Here is a 17,805-nt window from a genome sequence, read left to right on the forward strand (position 1 = left end):
GCTGGTCAGACGGTCGCGGAGAGCCCGCGGCCCGCCAGTGCCGTCTGGATGCGGTCGCCGACCTCGTCGATGGCACCGAGGCCGTCGACGTCGACGACGAGGCCACGCTCGCCGTACGCCGCCACGATGGGCGCCGTCTGCTCGGCGTAGACCTGCTGGCGACGACGGATCGTGTCCTCGTTGTCGTCGCTGCGGCCCTGGTCCTCGGCCCGCTTGAGCAGGCGACCGACGAGCTCGTCCTGGTCGGCGACGAGCTGCACGACGGCGTCGATCCCGGTGCCCTGCTCAGCGAGCAGCGCGTCGAGGTACTCGACCTGACCGACCGTGCGCGGGTAGCCGTCCAGCAGGAAGCCGTGCTCGGCATCGGGCTCCTGCAGGCGCGACTTCACGAGCTCGTTCGTCAGGGAGTCCGGCACGTAGTCGCCGGCGTCCATGATCGCCTTCGCCTGCACACCGAGGGGCGTGCCCTCTGCCACGTTCTTGCGGAAGATGTCCCCGGTCGAGATCGCGGGGATCCCGAAGGAGTCGGCGATGCGGCCGGCCTGGGTGCCCTTCCCGGCTCCGGGAGGTCCGACGATGATGAGACGTGCGCTCAACGGAGAAGCCCTTCGTAGTGACGCTGCTGCAGCTGCGAGTCGATCTGCTTCACGGTCTCGAGACCGACACCCACGATGATGAGGATGCTCGCGCCACCGAACGGGAAGTTCTGGTTCGCGCCGAACAGCGCCAGTGCTGCCAGCGGGATGAGCGCGATGAGACCGAGGTAGAGCGAGCCGGGCAGCGTCACCCGGGTGAGGACGTAGTCGAGGTACTCGGCGGTCGGACGACCGGCACGGATGCCGGGGATGAACCCGCCGTACTTCTTCATGTTGTCGGCGACCTCTTCGGGGTTGAAGGTGATCGCCACGTAGAAGTACGTGAACCCGACGATGAGCAGGAAGTACAGGACCATGTAGAACCAGTTGTCACCCGAGGTCAGGTTGTTCTGGATCCAGGTCACCCACGCGGCCGGCTCGGAGCCGTCCGAGGGCTGGTTGAACTGCGCGATCAGGGCCGGCAGGTACAGCAGCGACGAGGCGAAGATGACGGGCACGACGCCGGCCATGTTCACCTTGATCGGGATGTAGGTGTTGTTGCCGCCGTACGTCCGCCGCCCGACCATGCGCTTGGCGTACTGCACGGGGATCCGCCGCTGTGACTGCTCGACGAACACGACGGCCATCATGATCACGAGTCCGACCAGGATCACGAACAGGAAGAGCTCGAACGACTGCGACTGCTCGATCGCCCAGAGCGCCGACGGGAACTGCGCCGCGATCGACGTGAAGATCAGGAGCGACATGCCGTTGCCGATGCCGCGCTCGGTGACGAGCTCGCCCATCCACATGATGAGGCCGGTACCGGCGGTCAGCGTGACCACCATCAGCATGATGGCGTACCAACTGTCGTTCGAGATGATCGACGTGCAGGACGCGGAGGCGTTGGTGCCGAACAGGGCGCCGGAGCGGGCGACCGTGATCAGGGTCGTGGACTGCAGCACACCGAGCGCGATCGTGAGGTAGCGCGTGTACTGCGTCAGCTTCGCCTGGCCGGACTGGCCCTCCTTGTAGAGGGTGTCGAAGTGCGGGATGACCACACGCAGGAGCTGCACGATGATCGACGACGTGATGTACGGCATGATGCCGAGCGCGAAGACCGAGAGCTTCAGGAGCGCGCCGCCGGAGAAGAGGTTGATGAGGTCGTAGAGACCGCCGGAGGACGACGCGCTGGCGAGACAGCTCTGCACGGCGGCGTAGTCGACGAACGGTGCCGGGATGTACGACCCGAGACGGAACAGCGCGATGATCGCGAGGGTGAAGCCGATCTTCTTGCGAAGATCAGGGGTGCGCATGATGCGCGCGACCGCTCTGAACACGATGACTCCGAACTTGTGGGACCGGGGCCGTCGATCGCGGCCGGACCGGTTTCGGTCGGCAGGGCCGACCTGGCCGACGGATGCCGGCCACTGTCAAGGAAACCGTAACGGCGGCCCGTGCGCAAACGCACGGGCCGCCGACGGGGGTTACTGGGAGACGGTGCCGCCAGCAGCCACGATCTTCTCGGCGGCGGACGCCGAGACCTTGTCGACCGTGACCGTGATCTTCACGGTGATGTCACCCTGACCGAGAACCTTGACCTTCTCGTTCTTGCGGACGGCGCCCTTGGCGACCAGGCCCGCAACGGTGACGTCGCCACCATCGGGGTAGAGCTCCGAGATCTTGTCCAGGTTCACGACCTGGTACTCGACCCGGAACGGGTTCTTGAACCCGCGGAGCTTCGGGGTGCGCATGTGCAGCGGCATCTGCCCACCCTCGAAGCCGACCCGGACCTGGTAACGGGCCTTCGTGCCCTTGGTACCACGCCCAGCGGTCTTGCCCTTCGAGCCCTCACCGCGACCAACACGGGTGCGGTCCTTCTTGGCGCCCTCTGCAGGACGGAGGTGGTGCAGCTTCAGCACCTGCACGCGCTCGTTCTTCTCGTCGCTCATGCGTCGACCTCCTCGACCTTCACGAGGTGCGCCACCGTCGCGATGTACCCGCGGTTCTGGGAGTTGTCCTCACGCTCGACCGAACGGCCGATGCGCTTGAGGCCCAGGCTGCGCAGGGTGTCGCGCTGGTACTGCTTCTCGCTGATAACGGACTTGATCTGCGTGATCTTCAGCATCGCCATCACGCACCTGCCTTCTCGGTCGCGGCACGCAGGGCTGCGGCCTCGGCCTGGAGCAGACGGGCCGGGACGACCCGCTCGACGTCGAGGCCACGACGGCTCGCGACGGCGCGGGGCTCCTCGAGCTGCTTCAGGGCCTCGACGGTCGCGTGCACGATGTTGATGGTGTTCGACGAGCCGAGCGACTTGCTCAGGACGTCGTGGATGCCGGCGCACTCGAGCACGGCGCGGACCGGACCACCGGCGATGACACCGGTACCGGGGCCGGCCGGACGCAGGAGGACGACGCCAGCGGCGGCTTCACCCTGCACCGGGTGCGGGATCGTGTTGCCGACGCGGGGGACGCGGAAGAAGTTCTTCTTCGCCTCTTCGACACCCTTGGAGATCGCCGTGGGGACCTCCTTGGCCTTGCCGTAGCCGACGCCCACGAGGCCGTTGCCGTCACCGACGACGACGAGCGCCGTGAAGCTGAAGCGACGACCACCCTTGACGACCTTCGAGACGCGGTTGATGGTCACCACGCGCTCGAGGAACTGGCTGTCGCCACCGCGGTTGTTGCGGTCGCGGCCCTGCTGACGGTCACGACCGCCACCACGACGGCCACGGTTGTCAGCGGAGTCGCGGTTGTTCGACGCGGAGCCCGCGGCGGTCTCGACCGGACGCTCGGCGACGGCAGGTGCCTCCGCCTCCTTGCCGGTCTTGGCGCCCTCGGTGGTCGCCTCGGCGGTTGCGTCGGTGGCCGTGGCCTCCGTGCTCGCCTCGGTGGTCTCCGTGGTCTCGACAGCCTCGGTCTCCGTGGCCTCGACGGCCTCGGTCTTGGCGTCTTCGTTGGTGTTCGCGTTGTCGCTCACAGGTTCAGCCCTCCTTCACGGGCACCATCGGCGATCGCGGCGACGCGACCGGCGTACTTGCTGCCACCGCGGTCGAAGACCACGGCCTCGACGCCAGCCGACTTCGCGCGCTCGGCGAGGAGCTCACCGACGCGACGGGCCTTGGCGGTCTTGTCGCCGTCGAACGAGCGGAGGTCTGCCTCCATCGTCGAGGCGCTTGCGAGGGTGTGACCCTTCGAGTCGTCGATGACCTGCACGAACACGTGACGCGACGAGCGGGTGACGGCGAGACGGGGACGAGCCTCGGTGCCGGTGATCTTCTTGCGGAGACGGTTGTGACGACGCGCCTTGGCGGCCGCCTTGCTCTTGCCTCGTGTCTTGAGGAGTCCCATGATCACTTACCTGACTTTCCGGCCTTGCGGCGCACGTTCTCGCCGGCGTAACGGACACCCTTGCCCTTGTAGGGCTCGGGCTTCCGGAGCTTCCGGATGTTCGCGGCGACCTCGCCGACAGCCTGCTTGTCGATACCGGCGACGGTGACCTTGTTGTTGCCCTCCACCGCGAAGCTGATGCCCGCCGGCGGCTCGACCGTGATCGAGTGGGAGTACCCGAGGGCGAACTCGAGGTTCGAGCCCTTGGCCGCGACACGGTAACCCGTACCGACGACCTCGAGGCCCTTGGTGTAGCCCTGGGTCACGCCGATGATGTTGTTGGCGATGAGGGTCCGGGTCAGTCCGTGGAGCGAACGCGACTCGCGCTCGTCGTCCGGACGGGTGACGAGGACCTGGTTCTCCTCGACCTTGGCCTGGATGGGCTCCGCGATGACGAGCGCGAGCTCGCCCTTCGGGCCCTTGACCGCCACGTTCTGACCGTCAACGGAGACGGTGACGCCGGCGGGGATGTCGATGGGGAGACGTCCGATTCGTGACATTGTCGATCACCACACGTAGGCGAGGACTTCCCCACCCACGCCCTTCTGCTCGGCTTCGCGGTCGGTCAGGAGGCCGGAGGAGGTCGAGAGGATCGCCACGCCGAGGCCACCGAGGACCTGGGGGATCTCCGTCGACTTCGCGTAGACCCGGAGGCCCGGCTTCGAGACGCGCTTGATGCCGGCGATCGAACGCTCGCGCTCGGGGCCGTACTTCAGGTCGATGGTGAGGGTCTGCCCGACTCGGGCGTCCTCCACCTTCCACTCGCTGATGTAGCCCTCACGCTTGAGGATGTCGGCGATATTCTTCTTGAGCTTGGAGCTCGGGAGCGCGACTGCGTCGTGGTGCGCGGAGTTCGCGTTCCGCAATCTGGTCAGCATGTCTGCGACCGGATCGGTCATCGTCATGATGTTCGTCCATTTCTCGCCTGGTTTCGACACCCGTTCCACGAATGCCGACCTGAGCGATCGAGTGATCCCGGGGCGGTTCCCCGAGATCGGTGTGTTCGTGCGTGCGGGCCGGAGGACGTGAATCCTCCGGCCCGCACCGCCCGAAGTAGTTTAGACCGTCTGCTCGTTGGAGCGGAACGGGAAGCCGAGCTGGCGGAGCAGCGCGCGTCCCTCGTCGTCCGTCTTCGCGGTGGTCACGACAGTGATGTCGAAGCCGCGGACACGGTCGATGCGGTCCTGGTCGATCTCGTGGAACACGGACTGCTCCGTGAGACCGAACGTGTAGTTGCCGTTGCCGTCGAACTGCTTGTCGCTGAGACCGCGGAAGTCGCGGATGCGGGGCAGTGCGAGCGTCACCAGGCGGTCCAGGAACTCCCACGCGCGGTCACCACGGAGGGTGACGTGCGCGCCGATGGCCTGACCCTCGCGCAGCTTGAACTGTGCGATGGACTTGCGGGCGATGTTGACCTGGGGCTTCTGACCCGTGATCGCCGTGAGGTCCTTGATGGCCCCCTCGATGATCTTGGAGTCACGAGCGGCCTCGCCGACACCGGTGTTCACGACGACCTTGACCAGGCCGGGGACCTGGTTGACGTTCGCGTAACCGAACTGCTCGGTGAGGGCCGTCTTGATCTCGGCCAGGTACTTCTGCTTGAGGCGCGGCTGGATCTTGCCAGCGGGCGCAGCAGTCGTGTCAGTCATCAGAGCTTCTCACCAGACTTCTTCGCGTAGCGGACACGGACGGTCTTCTTGACGCCGTCCTTCTCCACCTCTTCGGTGCGGAAGCCGACACGCGTCGGCTTCTTCGTCTTCGGGTCGACGAGTGCGACGTTCGAGACGTGGATCGAGGCTTCGTGCTGCTCGATGCCACCGGTCTTCGAACCACGCTGCGTCTGACCGACGCGGACGTGCTTCGTGACGAAGTTCACGCCCTCGACGACGACGCGGTTCTTGTCCTTGAGGACCTCGATGACCTTGCCCTGCTTGCCACGGTCGCCGCCACGCTCCTGCGTCGCGCCCGTGATGACCTGGACGAGGTCACCCTTCTTGATGTTCGCCATGGCTTACAGCACCTCCGGCGCGAGCGAGATGATCTTCATGAACTTCTTGTCACGGAGCTCGCGACCGACCGGACCGAAGATGCGCGTACCGCGCGGGTCGCCGTCGGCCTTGAGGATCACTGCCGCGTTCTCGTCGAACTTGATGTAGGAGCCGTCCTGACGACGGGTCTCCTTCTTGGTGCGAACGATGACTGCCTTGACGACGTCACCCTTCTTCACGTTGCCGCCGGGGATGGCGTCCTTCACCGTGGCGACGATGACGTCACCGAGGCCGGCGTAGCGACGACCCGAGCCACCGAGCACGCGGATGGTCAAGATCTCCTTGGCACCCGTGTTGTCGGCGACCTTCAGGCGGGATTCCTGCTGAATCACTGCTGTCTCCTATTCCGAAGCAGGCCGAGGCCTACTTGGCCTTCTCGAGGATCTCGACCAGGCGCCAGCGCTTGGAGGCGCTGAGGGGACGGGTCTCGCTGATCACGACGAGGTCGCCGACACCAGCGGTGCCGAGCTCGTCGTGGGCCTTCACCTTGGACGTACGACGGATGATCTTGCCGTAGAGCGCGTGCTTCACGCGGTCCTCGACCTCGACCACGATGGTCTTGTCCATCTTGTCGCTCGTCACGTAGCCGCGACGCGTCTTGCGGTAGCCGCGAGTGAGGGCGGCGGAGTTCTTCTCTTCGTTCGCCATTACTTCTCCTCGGCGGTCTCGGCCTCGGTCGACTCGGCCGGCTTGTCAGCCTTCTTCGTCGTCTTCTTGGCCTTGGGGGCGGTCTCGACGGGCGCGGGAGTGGCACGGATGCCGAGCTCGCGCTCGCGGAGGACGGTGTAGATGCGGGCGATGTCGCGCTTGACGGCACGGAGACGACCGTGGCTCTCCAGCTGGCCGGTGGCCGACTGGAAGCGGAGGTTGAAGAGTTCCTCCTTGGCCTTCTTCAGCTCGTCAGCGAGACGCTCGTTCTCGAACGTGTCGAGCTCCGTCGGACGGAGCTCCTTGGAACCGATCGCCATTATGCGTCGCCCTCCTCGCGCTTGATGATGCGTGCCTTGAGGGGCAGCTTGTGGATTGCACGAGTCAACGCCTCACGGGCGATCTCCTCGCTGACGCCGGAGAGCTCGAAGAGCACCCGGCCCGGCTTCACGTTCGCGACCCACCACTCGGGCGAACCCTTACCGGAACCCATGCGGGTCTCGGCGGGCTTCTTGGTCAGCGGACGGTCCGGGTAGATGTTGATCCAGACCTTGCCACCACGCTTGATGTGACGCGTCATGGCGATACGAGCGGACTCGATCTGACGGTTGGTCACGTACGCCGGGGTGAGGGCCTGGATGCCGTAGTCGCCGAAGCTGACCTTGGTACCACCGGTGGCCTGACCCGAACGCTTCGGGTGGTGCTGCTTGCGGTGCTTGACTCGACGGGGAATAAGCATGGTTACGCCTCAACTCCTGCGCCGGCCGGCGCGTCCTGCGGGGCCTGCTGCGGACGACGGTCACCGCGGTCGCCGCCACGACGGTCGCCGCCACGGTCGCCACGCTCACCGCGCGGGCCGCCACGACGCTCCGGGCGCGACGAACGCTGGTTCGCCTGCTCGCGAGCGAGCTCCTTGTTCGTGATGTCGCCCTTGTAGATCCAGACCTTCACGCCGATGCGGCCGAACGTGGTCCGGGCCTCGTAGAAGCCGTAGTCGATGTTCGCGCGCAGGGTGTGCAGCGGCACACGGCCTTCGCGGTAGAACTCCGAACGCGACATCTCGGCGCCGCCGAGACGACCCGACACCTGGATGCGGACACCCTTGGCGCCGGCGCGCTGTGCACCCTGCAGGCCCTTGCGCATGGCGCGACGGAACGCGACACGAGCGGAGAGCTGCTCGGCGATGCCCTGCGCGACGAGCTGGGCCTCGGTCTCGGGGTTCTTGACCTCGAGGATGTTCAGCTGGATCTGCTTCTTGGTGAGCTTCTCGAGCTCACCGCGAACGCGCTCCGCCTCGGCGCCGCGGCGGCCGATGACGATGCCCGGACGAGCCGTGTGGATGTCCACGCGGACACGGTCACGGGTGCGCTCGAGCTCGATGCGTGCGACGCCGGCGCGGTCGAGGGTCTTCTTCAGGTACTCGCGCACCTTGATGTCCTCGGCCACGTAGTCGGCGTAGCGCTGACCGGCCTTCTTGCTGTCGGTGAACCAGTGCGAGACGTGGTCCGTCGTGATCCCGAGACGGAAGCCGTACGGGTTGACCTTCTGGCCCATTACTTGCTCGCCTTCTTGCTCGTCGCGGCAACCTCGGCCTCGTCGGGCGTCGCGAGGACGACCGTGATGTGGCTGGTGCGCTTGTTGATGCGGAAGGCGCGGCCCTGGGCGCGCGGCTGGAACCGCTTCAGGGTCGTGCCCTCGTCGACGAAGACGCGGCTCACGTAGAGGTCGCGCTCGTCGAGGAAGCTGTTCGTCGAGTCCGCCTTGACCCGTGCGTTCGCGATCGCCGAGGCGACCAGCTTGTACACGGGCTCCGAAGCGCCCTGGGGGGCGAACTTCAGGATGGCGAGGGCCTCGTGGGCCTGCTTGCCGCGGATCAGCTCGATGACGCGACGGGCCTTCTGAGGCGTGACGCGGATGTGTCGCACGCGTGCGATCGACTCCACCATTTCGTTCCTCCTCTGCGTCGCCGCCTCAGCGGCGACGGCCCTTCTTGTCGTCCTTCACGTGACCACGGAAGGTGCGGGTCGGCGCGAACTCGCCGAGCTTGTGACCGACCATCGACTCGGTGACGAACACCGGGATGTGCTTGCGGCCGTCGTGGACGGCGATCGTGTGCCCGAGCATGTTCGGGACGATCATCGACCGACGCGACCACGTACGGATCACGTTCTTGGTGTTGGCCTCGTTCTGCGTGACGACCTTGCGGAGCAGGTGCTCGTCGACGAAGGGGCCCTTCTTCAGACTGCGTGGCATCTTCTGAACTCCTACTTGCGCTTCTTGCCGGCGTTACGGCGACGGACGATGAGCTTGTCGCTCGGCTTGTTCGGCTTGCGCGTACGGCCCTCGGACTGACCCCAGGGGCTGACCGGGTGACGACCACCGGACGTCTTGCCCTCACCACCACCGTGCGGGTGGTCGACCGGGTTCATCGCGACACCACGGACGGTCGGGCGGACGCCCTTCCAGCGCATGCGGCCGGCCTTGCCCCAGTTGATGTTCGACTGCTCGGCGTTGCCGACCTCGCCGATGGTGGCGCGGCAGCGTGCGTCGACGTTGCGGACCTCGCCCGACGGCAGACGGAGCTGCGCGTAGGGGCCGTCCTTGGCGACGAGACGCACCGAGGCGCCGGCGGAGCGAGCCATCTTGGCGCCGCCACCGGGGCGGAGCTCGATGGCGTGCACGACGGTACCCACGGGGATGTTGCGCAGCGGCAGGTTGTTGCCGGGCTTGATGTCGGCGCCGGGGCCCTGCTCGATGACGTCGCCCTGCTTGAGCTTGTTCGGCGCGATGATGTACCGCTTCGTGCCGTCCACGTAGTGCAGGAGCGCGATGCGCGCAGTGCGGTTGGGGTCGTACTCGATGTGAGCGACCTTGGCGTCGACGCCGTCCTTGTCGGAGCGACGGAAGTCGATCACGCGGTACTGGCGCTTGTGGCCACCACCGATGTGACGCGTGGTGATACGGCCGGAGCTGTTGCGACCACCGGTCTTCGGCAGCGGACGAAGCAGTGACTTCTCCGGAGTCGAACGGGTGATCTCAGCGAAGTCGGCGACCGACGAGCCGCGACGACCGGGGGTCGTCGGCTTGTAGTTACGAATAGCCATGATTTATCCCTCTGGTCCTCAGCCGACAGCCGTGAAGATGTCGATCGAACCGGACTTGAGCGTCACGATGGCGCGCTTGGTGTCCTTGCGCTTGCCGAGACCGAACTTGGTGCGACGGGTCTTGCCCGGGCGGTTCAGCGTGTTGATGCTCGCGACCTTGACGTCGAAGATCTTCTCGATGGCGAGCTTGATCTCGGTCTTGTTCGAGCGGGGGTCCACGATGAACGTGTACTTGCCCTGGTCGATGAGCGCGTAGCTCTTCTCCGAGACGACCGGCGAGATGATGACGTCGCGCGGGTCCTTGTTGAAGCCGCTCATGCGGTGATCTCCTTCGCGGTCTTCGACGCGATGAAGGCGTCGAGGGCGCTCTTGCTGAAGACGACGGCGTCCGAACGCAGCACGTCGTAGGCGTTGAGCTGGCCGTACGAGAGCGCGTGGACGTTCGACAGGTTGCGGATCGACTTGAGCGTCAGCTCGTCGTCCGTCTCGAGCACGACGAGCACGTTCTTGACGGGCGCGACCTTCTCGAGGAGCGTGCGGGCGGTCTTGGTCGACGGCAGTTCAGCCGCGACGAAGCCCTCCACAGCGGAGATGCGGCCACCGCGGGCGCGGTCCGAGAGCGAGCCGAGCAGAGCAGCGGCGATCATCTTCTTCGGGGTGCGCTGCGAGTAGTCGCGCGGGGTCGGTCCGTGGACGACGCCACCGCCGGTGTGCTCCGGAGCACGGACGGAACCCTGACGGGCGCGGCCGGTGCCCTTCTGCTTGAACGGCTTGCGACCGGCACCGCGGACTTCGCCACGGTTCTTGGTCTTGTGGGTGCCCTGACGCGCGGCTGCGAGCTGCGCGGTGACGACCTGGTGGATCAGCGGGACGTTGGTCTCGACGTCGAAGAGAGCTGCGGGGAGCTCGACGGTGCCGGACTTGGCACCCGATGCGTCGAGGACGTCGATCGTGGTTGCGGTCGTGGTGGCCATGATCACTTACCCTTCACGGCGGTGCGGACGAAGACGGAGCGGCCACGAGCACCGGGGACGGCGCCCTTGACGAGCAGCAGACCCTTCTCGGCGTCGACGGCGTGCACCGTGAGGTTGAGGACGGTCACGCGGTCGCCACCCATACGACCAGCCATGCGCATGCCCTTGAAGACGCGCGACGGGGTCGAGGAAGCACCGATCGAGCCGGGCTTGCGGTGGTTGCGGTGCGCACCGTGCGAGGCGCCGACGCCGTGGAAGCCGTGGCGCTTCATGACACCGGCGAAGCCCTTGCCCTTGGAGGTACCGACGACGTCGACCTTCTGGCCCGCCGTGAACGTGCCGTCCACGGTGAGCTCCTGGCCGAGCGTGTACTCAGCGGAGTCGTTGGTACGGATCTCGGTGAGGGTGCGACGCGGGGTCACGCCAGCGGCCTCGAAGTGGCCAGCGGCCGGCTTGTTGACCTTGCGCGGGTCGATGGCACCGGCGGCGATCTGGATCGCCTCGTAGCCGTCGCGCTCAGCGTTGCGGATCTGGGTGACCACGTTCGGGCCGACCTCGATCACGGTGACGGGGATGAACTTGTTGTTCTCGTCCCACACCTGGGTCATCCCGAGCTTCTTGCCGAGGAGGCCCTTGACGGTCTTGGTTGAGTTCGCCATTGGTCAGCCCCCTTACAGCTTGATCTCGATGTTGACGTCGGCCGGCAGGTCGAGTCGCATGAGCGAGTCCACGGCCTTCGGCGTCGGGTCGACGATGTCGATGACCCGCTTGTGCGTGCGCTTCTCGAAGTGCTCGCGCGAGTCCTTGTACTTGTGAGGGGAACGGATCACTGCGATCACGTTCTTCTCGGTGGGGAGCGGCACCGGGCCGACCACGGTTGCACCGGCACGGGTCACCGTGTCGACGATCTTCCGGGCCGACGTGTCGATGACCTCGTGGTCATACGACTTGAGCCGGATGCGGATCTTCTGTCCCGCCATGTGTCTCTTGTCCTCTCTGCGCCGCGCACCCTCTGGCCGCCTGACGCCGCTCGGTTCCGCATTCCTGCGGACCGTGCTGTTTTCCTGAACCAACCGGCCGCATCCACTGGGGATGACCGCTGTTCACCTGTCAACCTCGCGGGCGACCGTGGCCGTCCAGCGTGGGCAATCGACTGCCTCGCGCTCCGGGCGCAGCAGTGGTACACCGCGTCCGTCACCCTTCGGGGAGTCGTGTTCTGCTGCCTGCGGCCCAACCCAGCCCTGCTGAACAAGGGGGTTGTGCACTGCCAGAGCAGTGATCCTGTGGGCGTACACCCACGGGGAATTCGGAACCGGACAAGTCTCGCATAGCCCCGGCCCACGTGCAACCCGGGCGTGTCGCGAATTGCCGGGCGTGTCCCGCCGGCTCGCTTGCCCGGATCCACGCGGATCGGACGGCCTGGAGGCCCGGCTCGGCCCCGCAACGCGGAGCACCCTCCGGACGGGGTCCGGAGGGTGCGTCGACACGGGTCAGGAGACCGTCACTCGGCGGTCACCGGGGGCACGAACCACGGCGGGAACACGGCCACCCGAGGAGCGTGTCCACCGTGGTCGGCGAGCACGGCGCGGACGGTCTGCCGGGCCTTGTCGTTCGGCACGCCGATGACCGCGACCGACGTGAACGGCACGCTCGGTCCGGCGAGCAGCTCGAGGCCGTGCATCTCCGGGTCCGTGAAGTCGGTGCGACGGATCAGGTTCGTGCCGGCGTCGGGACCGACGGCGAACCGGACGTCGTCGGCGTCGGCGTCCTGGTCGGCGACGATCACCGAGGCACCGAACGCGGAGACCGGCACGACGAGCACGACGTAGTCGATGGCGCGGGTGCGGCGGGCGGCGTCCGACCAGCGCTCGCCCTCGGCGCCCGTGCGGAGCTCGTCCCAGCGGGTGGCGTCGGGCGACAGCGTGAACGGCACGTGGCCGGCGATCGAGGAGCCGTCGGGCGCCTCGGCCTCGGCGCGGGCGGCGCGGGTGCCGGCGGAACTGACGTCCACGACCGGCTCGGCCTGGTCGGACGCCAGGATCGCACCGGCACCGACGATGCCGTCGAGGTTGTCGATGTGGGTGACGTGGTGGGCGCGGAGCGCTGCGAACTCACGTGCTTCGGGCAGGTCGGCGGACGACGAACGGAGCGACGTCGGCGACCGGAGCGACGTCCCGGGCCCGGAGGCCGGCGGGTCGACGCGCAGGTTGGTGGTGATGCGGGTCCGGCGGGGTGCCGGGGTGGCTGGGATCTCCGACGCCTCGCGCTGCCGGGGTGCGCAGATGTCGCAGAGCTCGGTGGGGAATCCGTGGATGCACTCGTCGGTCACGACTGTTGTGGGTCCTTCCGTGCCGTGTGGGGGTGGTCCGGCACGTCGACCAACGCTACGTCATCCGGACGGCCCCCGGGTCATTGTCGGTAGAGCAGTGCCCGGACCTCGGCCTCTGCAGAAGCCAGGCGGTTCGGATCGATGGTCTCGCCGTGGTCGTACGCGTCGAGCAACCGGGGGTCGATGTAGCTCTGCCGGCACACCGTCGGGGTGTTGCCGAGCTCGTCACTGGCGGCCTTCACCGCGTGCGAGACGGCCTTCTTCCGCTTGGCCTGGGACGACTGCGGTCCGGTCTTCGCCAGGTCGACCGCGGCCGCGACCGTGCCGTGCAGGGTCCGGAAGTCCTTCGCGGTGAACTCGTCGCCCGCACGTTCCTTGACGTAGGCGTTGATGTCCTCGGCGGAGAGCGGCTCCCACTCCGCACCGCGACGCTCGCGGAACGAGAGCAACCGCGCGTTCGGCCCGCGACGCTTCATCCCGGCGATGACCCGCGCCAGGTCGTGGTCGTGGATCGACGACGACCACTCCTGCCCGCTCTTGCCGGGGAAGTCGAGCTCGATGTCGTCGCCCGACACGTGGGCGTGCGCGCACAGCAGCGTGGACAGCCCCCGGCTGCCGTGCTCGGTGGCGTACCGCTCGGACCCGACCCGGAGCGACCCCTGGTCGAGCATGCGGAACGCTGCGGCCAGCGCACGGCGGCGGTCCGGCTCGGGGCGACGGAGGTCCTGCGTGACGCCGCGGCGGGCGACCGGTAGGGACTCCGCCAGTGCCAGCGCACGGTCGTACTTGATCCGGTCCATCCGTTCACGCCAGGACGGGTGGTACATGTACTGGCGGCGCCCCGCACCGTCCGTGCCGGTGGCCAGGATGTGGCCGTTCGCGTACGGGGAGATCCAGACGTCGTCCCACGCCGGCGGGATCACGAACTCCTCGAGCCGACGGCGTTCGTCCGGGTCCGTCACGGTGTTGCCGTCGGGATCGCGGAACGAGAAACCGCGTCCGGAACGGACGCGGTGGTAGCCGCGACCGGAGGTCGCGGATCTGCGGAGGCGGGTCACGCGATCGAGCCAACTCCGTGACGCCTGTGACGGGTCACGGGGCGGACAGGAGGCCCGTGGCGGGCCCTGCCCCGGTCCTCCTGTCTGGTGCCCCGTACGGCCCGCCAGTGGCCGGGTACGACGAAGCGGGGCCGGGCCCGAAGGCCCGACCCCGCTGTCGCAAGGAACCGGAGTTACTTGATGATCTTCTCGACCGTACCGGCACCGACCGTACGACCACCCTCACGGATGGCGAAACGGAGGCCCTCTTCCATGGCGATCGGCTGGATCAGCTCGACCGTCATGGCGACGGTGTCACCGGGCATGACCATCTCGGTGCCCTCGGGCAGCGTGATGACGCCGGTGACGTCCGTGGTGCGGAAGTAGAACTGCGGGCGGTAGTTCGCGTAGAACGGGTTGTGACGCCCACCCTCGTCCTTGGTCAGGATGTACGCGTTCGCCTGGAACTCGGTGTGCGGCGTGACCGAACCCGGCTTCACGACGACCTGGCCGCGCTCCACGTCCTCGCGCTTGAGGCCACGGATGAGCAGACCGGTGTTGTCACCGGCGACCGCCTGGTCGAGCAGCTTGCGGAACATCTCGATGCCCGTGACGGTGGTCTTCTGCGTCGCACGGATGCCGACGATCTCGACCTCGGCGTTCAGGTTGAGCGTGCCACGCTCGACGCGACCGGTGACGACCGTGCCACGACCGGTGATCGTGAAGACGTCCTCGATCGGCATCAGGAACGGCTGGTCGGTGGCGCGCACCGGGTCCGGCACGTGCTCGTCGACCTGGGCCATGAGGTCCTGGACCGACTTGACCCACTTCTCGTCGCCCTCGAGCGCCTTGAGCGCCGAGACCTGCACGACGGGGGCGTCCTCGTCGAACTGCTGCGAGCCGAGGAGCTCGCGGACCTCGAGCTCGACGAGCTCCAGGATCTCCTCGTCGTCCACCATGTCGGACTTGTTCAGTGCGACGACGATGTAGGGGACGCCGACCTGGCGGGCGAGCAGGACGTGCTCACGCGTCTGGGGCATCGGGCCGTCGGTGGCGGCGACCACGAGGATCGCGCCGTCCATCTGTGCCGCACCCGTGATCATGTTCTTCACGTAGTCGGCGTGACCGGGGGCGTCGACGTGCGCGTAGTGACGCTTCTCGGTCTGGTACTCGACGTGCGAGATGTTGATCGTGATGCCGCGCTGGCGCTCCTCGGGAGCGTTGTCGATCTGCGCGAAGTCGCGGGCCTCGTTGAGGTCCGGGTACTGGTCGTGCAGAACCTTGGTGATCGCCGCCGTGAGCGTGGTCTTGCCGTGGTCGACGTGACCGATGGTTCCGATGTTGACGTGCGGCTTGGTGCGCTCGAACTTGGCCTTGGCCACTGTGGGTCCTCCTCAGGACTCGGAAGCGTCACCCCCGGCCGGCCCTGGATGGGCTCGGGACCGTTGGTGCGCGGTGTGTGTCTGTACTTTACTTGGTGGCGAGGGGCCCGTCGCCGGGCGCCCCCGCCTGTGGAGAAGCGCTGAGCGCTACTCCCCCGCGTTCTTCGCGATGATCTCCTCGGCGACCTTGGCCGGGACCTGGCTGTAGGTCTCGAAGGTCATCGAGTAGACCGCACGACCAGAGGTCTTCGACCGCAGGTCGCCGACGTAGCCGAACATCTCGGACAGCGGCACGCTCGCGCGGACCACCTTGACGCCCGAGGCGTCCTCCATCGAGGCGATCTGGCCACGACGGGAGTTCAGGTCACCGATGACGTCGCCCATGTACTCCTCAGGAGTACGGACCTCGACGGCCATGATCGGCTCGAGGATCGCCGGGCCGGCCTTGCGAGCCGCTTCCTTGTAGGCGATCGAACCGGCGATCTTGAACGCCATCTCGGACGAGTCGACGTCGTGCGCCGCGCCATCCTTGAGGATGGCCTTCACGCCGACCGTCGGGTAGCCAGCGAGGATGCCGACCTGCATGGCGTCCTGGATACCGGCGTCGACCGACGGGATGTACTCGCGCGGGACACGGCCACCGGAGGTCGCGTTGACGAACTCGTAGACCTTCTCGCTCGTGACCTCCATCGGCTCGAGCGCGATCTGCACCTTCGCGAACTGGCCGGAACCACCGGTCTGCTTCTTGTGGGTGTAGTCGTAGCGCTCGACGATCTTGGTGAGCGTCTCGCGGTAGGCCACCTGGGGCTTGCCGACGCTCGCCTCGACGTGGAACTCGCGCTTCATGCGGTCGACGAGGATGTCGAGGTGGAGCTCGCCCATGCCCTTGATCGTCGTCTGACCGGTCTCGGCGTTGAGCTCGACGCGGAACGTCGGGTCCTCTTCGGCGAGCTTCTGGATGGCCGTGGAGAGCTTCTCCTGGTCGGCCTTCGTGTTCGGCTCGATGGCGACCTCGATGACCGGCTCCGGGAACGTCATCGACTCGAGGACGACCTGGTTGGTCGGGTCGCACAGGGTGTCACCGGTGGTGGTGTCCTTGAGGCCGATGACCGCGTAGATGTGGCCTGCGGTCACGTTGGCGACCGGGTTCTCCTTGTTGGAGTGCATCTGGAAGATCTTGCCGATGCGCTCCTTCTTGCCCTTGGTCGAGTTGATGACCTGGGCACCGGACTCGATCGAGCCGGAGTAGACGCGCACGTAGGTCAGACGACCGAAGAACGGGTGCACCGCGACCTTGAACGCGAGGGCCGAGAACGGCTCCGACGCGTCGGGCTTGCGGATGATCTCCTTCTCCTCGTCCTTGACGTCGTGGCCGATCATCGGCGGCACGTCGAGCGGGGACGGGAGGTAGTCGATGACGGCGTCGAGCATCGGCTGGACACCGCGGTTCTTGAACGCGGAACCGCAGAGGACCGGGTAGAGCGTGCTGCTCACCGTGAGGGCACGGATGGCTGCCTTGATCTCGGCGACCGAGAAGTCGGTGTCGCCCTCGAGGTAGCGCTCCATGAGGACGTCGTCTGCCTCGGCCACGCGCTCGATGAGCTTCTCGCGGTACTCGGCGGCGCGGTCCTGCAGGTCGGCCGGGATCTCTTCGATCTCGTACTTCGCGCCCATCGCGACGTCACCCTTGGCGTCGCCGCGCCAGGTGAGTGCACGCATCTGGACGAGGTCGACGACGCCTTCGAACGAGCTCTCGGAGCCGATCGGCAGCTGGAGCACGAGGGGCTCCGCGCCGAGGCGGTTCACGATGGTGTCGACGGTGTAGTAGAAGTCGGCGCCCAGCTTGTCCATCTTGTTGACGAAGCAGATACGCGGGACGTCGTACTTGTCGGCCTGACGCCAGACGGTCTCGGACTGGGGCTCGACGCCCTCCTTGCCGTCGAAGACGGCGACCGCACCGTCGAGGACGCGGAGCGAGCGCTCCACCTCGACCGTGAAGTCCACGTGACCGGGGGTGTCGATGATGTTGATCTGGTTGTTGTCCCAGAAGCAGGTCGTCGCGGCCGACGTGATCGTGATGCCGCGCTCCTGCTCCTGCGCCATCCAGTCCATCGTGGCAGCGCCGTCGTGGACCTCACCGATCTTGTGCGTGATGCCCGTGTAGAACAGGATGCGCTCGGTCGTCGTGGTCTTGCCGGCATCGATGTGCGCCATGATGCCGATGTTGCGGACCTTGTTCAGGTCGGTGAGCACGTCCTGTGCCACAGGGTTCCTCCGGAAGAGTTGTAGGAGAGGTTGGCGGCCGTCCGGGCGCCG

26 protein-coding genes are annotated in these 17,805 nt (G+C 66.9%); all 26 read right to left on the bottom strand.

Annotation, left to right across the window (positions count from 1 at the left end; translation table 11 throughout):
- Positions 1-5: 5 nt before the first annotated feature.
- Positions 6-596: an adenylate kinase gene (locus DEJ21_RS11255; protein WP_111224640.1), complete on the bottom strand. Its 591-nt coding sequence runs from the start codon at positions 594-596 to the stop codon at positions 6-8.
- Positions 593-1,915 (bottom strand): preprotein translocase subunit SecY, encoded by a 1,323-nt coding sequence (gene secY, locus DEJ21_RS11260; RefSeq protein ID WP_027466722.1) that lies wholly within the window; start codon positions 1,913-1,915, stop codon positions 593-595. Before secY ends, DEJ21_RS11255 begins: the two co-directional genes overlap by 4 nt.
- 147 nt (positions 1,916-2,062) lie before the next feature.
- Entirely contained in the window at positions 2,063-2,527 is a 465-nt protein-coding gene (gene rplO / locus DEJ21_RS11265) for a 50S ribosomal protein L15 (protein ID WP_027466723.1), read from the bottom strand.
- On the bottom strand, positions 2,524-2,709 hold the full coding sequence (gene rpmD / locus DEJ21_RS11270; RefSeq protein WP_017885515.1) for a 50S ribosomal protein L30: 186 nt from the start codon (positions 2,707-2,709) through the stop codon (positions 2,524-2,526). The genes rplO and rpmD overlap by 4 nt, the downstream gene beginning before the upstream one ends.
- A complete protein-coding gene (rpsE, locus tag DEJ21_RS11275) occupies positions 2,709-3,557 on the bottom strand; it encodes a 30S ribosomal protein S5 (RefSeq protein WP_071406161.1) in 849 nt (282 codons plus the stop codon). The genes rpmD and rpsE overlap by 1 nt, the downstream gene beginning before the upstream one ends.
- Entirely contained in the window at positions 3,554-3,928 is a 375-nt protein-coding gene (rplR, locus tag DEJ21_RS11280) for a 50S ribosomal protein L18 (RefSeq protein ID WP_027466725.1), read from the bottom strand. Before rplR ends, rpsE begins: the two co-directional genes overlap by 4 nt.
- A 2-nt stretch (positions 3,929-3,930) precedes the next feature.
- A complete protein-coding gene (gene rplF, locus DEJ21_RS11285; protein ID WP_017885518.1) occupies positions 3,931-4,467 on the bottom strand; it encodes a 50S ribosomal protein L6 in 537 nt (178 codons plus the stop codon).
- 6 nt (positions 4,468-4,473) lie between these two features.
- Positions 4,474-4,872: a 30S ribosomal protein S8 gene (gene rpsH, locus DEJ21_RS11290; protein ID WP_017885519.1), complete on the bottom strand. Its 399-nt coding sequence runs from the start codon at positions 4,870-4,872 to the stop codon at positions 4,474-4,476.
- 153 nt (positions 4,873-5,025) lie between these two features.
- Positions 5,026-5,616 (bottom strand): 50S ribosomal protein L5, encoded by a 591-nt coding sequence (rplE, locus tag DEJ21_RS11295; protein ID WP_042537502.1) that lies wholly within the window; start codon positions 5,614-5,616, stop codon positions 5,026-5,028.
- Positions 5,616-5,975 carry a 50S ribosomal protein L24 gene (rplX, locus tag DEJ21_RS11300; protein WP_017885522.1) on the bottom strand — a complete coding sequence of 120 codons (360 nt, stop codon included), beginning with the start codon at positions 5,973-5,975 and terminating at the stop codon, positions 5,616-5,618. Before rplX ends, rplE begins: the two co-directional genes overlap by 1 nt.
- Before the next feature lie 3 nt (positions 5,976-5,978).
- Positions 5,979-6,347 carry a 50S ribosomal protein L14 gene (gene rplN / locus DEJ21_RS11305; protein ID WP_017885523.1) on the bottom strand — a complete coding sequence of 123 codons (369 nt, stop codon included), beginning with the start codon at positions 6,345-6,347 and terminating at the stop codon, positions 5,979-5,981.
- A 31-nt stretch (positions 6,348-6,378) separates the two neighbouring features.
- Positions 6,379-6,663, bottom strand: coding sequence for a 30S ribosomal protein S17 (gene rpsQ / locus DEJ21_RS11310; RefSeq protein WP_017885524.1), 285 nt, complete (start codon positions 6,661-6,663; stop codon positions 6,379-6,381).
- Positions 6,663-6,983, bottom strand: coding sequence for a 50S ribosomal protein L29 (rpmC, locus tag DEJ21_RS11315; protein ID WP_017885525.1), 321 nt, complete (start codon positions 6,981-6,983; stop codon positions 6,663-6,665). Before rpmC ends, rpsQ begins: the two co-directional genes overlap by 1 nt.
- Positions 6,983-7,402, bottom strand: a complete 420-nt coding sequence (gene rplP, locus DEJ21_RS11320; protein WP_017885526.1) for a 50S ribosomal protein L16 — start codon at positions 7,400-7,402, stop codon at positions 6,983-6,985. The genes rpmC and rplP overlap by 1 nt, the downstream gene beginning before the upstream one ends.
- 2 nt (positions 7,403-7,404) lie before the next feature.
- Positions 7,405-8,217, bottom strand: a complete 813-nt coding sequence (gene rpsC, locus DEJ21_RS11325) for a 30S ribosomal protein S3 (RefSeq protein ID WP_017885527.1) — start codon at positions 8,215-8,217, stop codon at positions 7,405-7,407.
- Positions 8,217-8,609, bottom strand: a complete 393-nt coding sequence (gene rplV, locus DEJ21_RS11330) for a 50S ribosomal protein L22 (RefSeq protein WP_035809257.1) — start codon at positions 8,607-8,609, stop codon at positions 8,217-8,219. Before rplV ends, rpsC begins: the two co-directional genes overlap by 1 nt.
- 25 nt (positions 8,610-8,634) lie before the next feature.
- Positions 8,635-8,916 carry a 30S ribosomal protein S19 gene (gene rpsS / locus DEJ21_RS11335; protein WP_017885529.1) on the bottom strand — a complete coding sequence of 94 codons (282 nt, stop codon included), beginning with the start codon at positions 8,914-8,916 and terminating at the stop codon, positions 8,635-8,637.
- Positions 8,917-8,927: 11 nt separating this feature from the next.
- The gene (gene rplB / locus DEJ21_RS11340) at positions 8,928-9,767 is read right to left on the bottom strand and encodes a 50S ribosomal protein L2 (protein ID WP_027466728.1); all 840 of its coding nucleotides are present in this window, start codon (positions 9,765-9,767) and stop codon (positions 8,928-8,930) included.
- An 18-nt stretch (positions 9,768-9,785) separates the two neighbouring features.
- On the bottom strand, positions 9,786-10,085 hold the full coding sequence (gene rplW, locus DEJ21_RS11345) for a 50S ribosomal protein L23 (RefSeq protein WP_027466729.1): 300 nt from the start codon (positions 10,083-10,085) through the stop codon (positions 9,786-9,788).
- Positions 10,082-10,741: a 50S ribosomal protein L4 gene (gene rplD, locus DEJ21_RS11350; protein ID WP_027466730.1), complete on the bottom strand. Its 660-nt coding sequence runs from the start codon at positions 10,739-10,741 to the stop codon at positions 10,082-10,084. The genes rplW and rplD overlap by 4 nt, the downstream gene beginning before the upstream one ends.
- 2 nt (positions 10,742-10,743) lie before the next feature.
- The gene (gene rplC / locus DEJ21_RS11355; protein ID WP_027466731.1) at positions 10,744-11,400 is read right to left on the bottom strand and encodes a 50S ribosomal protein L3; all 657 of its coding nucleotides are present in this window, start codon (positions 11,398-11,400) and stop codon (positions 10,744-10,746) included.
- 12 nt (positions 11,401-11,412) lie between these two features.
- A complete protein-coding gene (gene rpsJ, locus DEJ21_RS11360) occupies positions 11,413-11,721 on the bottom strand; it encodes a 30S ribosomal protein S10 (RefSeq protein WP_017885534.1) in 309 nt (102 codons plus the stop codon).
- A gap of 521 nt (positions 11,722-12,242) precedes the next feature.
- The gene (locus DEJ21_RS11365; protein WP_111224641.1) at positions 12,243-13,070 is read right to left on the bottom strand and encodes a DarT ssDNA thymidine ADP-ribosyltransferase family protein; all 828 of its coding nucleotides are present in this window, start codon (positions 13,068-13,070) and stop codon (positions 12,243-12,245) included.
- 80 nt (positions 13,071-13,150) lie between these two features.
- Positions 13,151-14,128: a DNA topoisomerase IB gene (locus DEJ21_RS11370; protein ID WP_111023287.1), complete on the bottom strand. Its 978-nt coding sequence runs from the start codon at positions 14,126-14,128 to the stop codon at positions 13,151-13,153.
- Positions 14,129-14,301: 173 nt separating this feature from the next.
- Complete coding sequence (gene tuf / locus DEJ21_RS11375) at positions 14,302-15,489, bottom strand: elongation factor Tu (RefSeq protein ID WP_027466734.1); 1,188 nt, start codon at positions 15,487-15,489, stop codon at positions 14,302-14,304.
- A gap of 147 nt (positions 15,490-15,636) precedes the next feature.
- Entirely contained in the window at positions 15,637-17,754 is a 2,118-nt protein-coding gene (gene fusA / locus DEJ21_RS11380) for an elongation factor G (protein ID WP_027466735.1), read from the bottom strand.
- Positions 17,755-17,805 lie beyond the last annotated feature (51 nt).

Source organism: Curtobacterium sp. MCSS17_006 (assembly GCF_003234215.1).
GTDB lineage: Bacteria > Actinomycetota > Actinomycetes > Actinomycetales > Microbacteriaceae > Curtobacterium > Curtobacterium flaccumfaciens.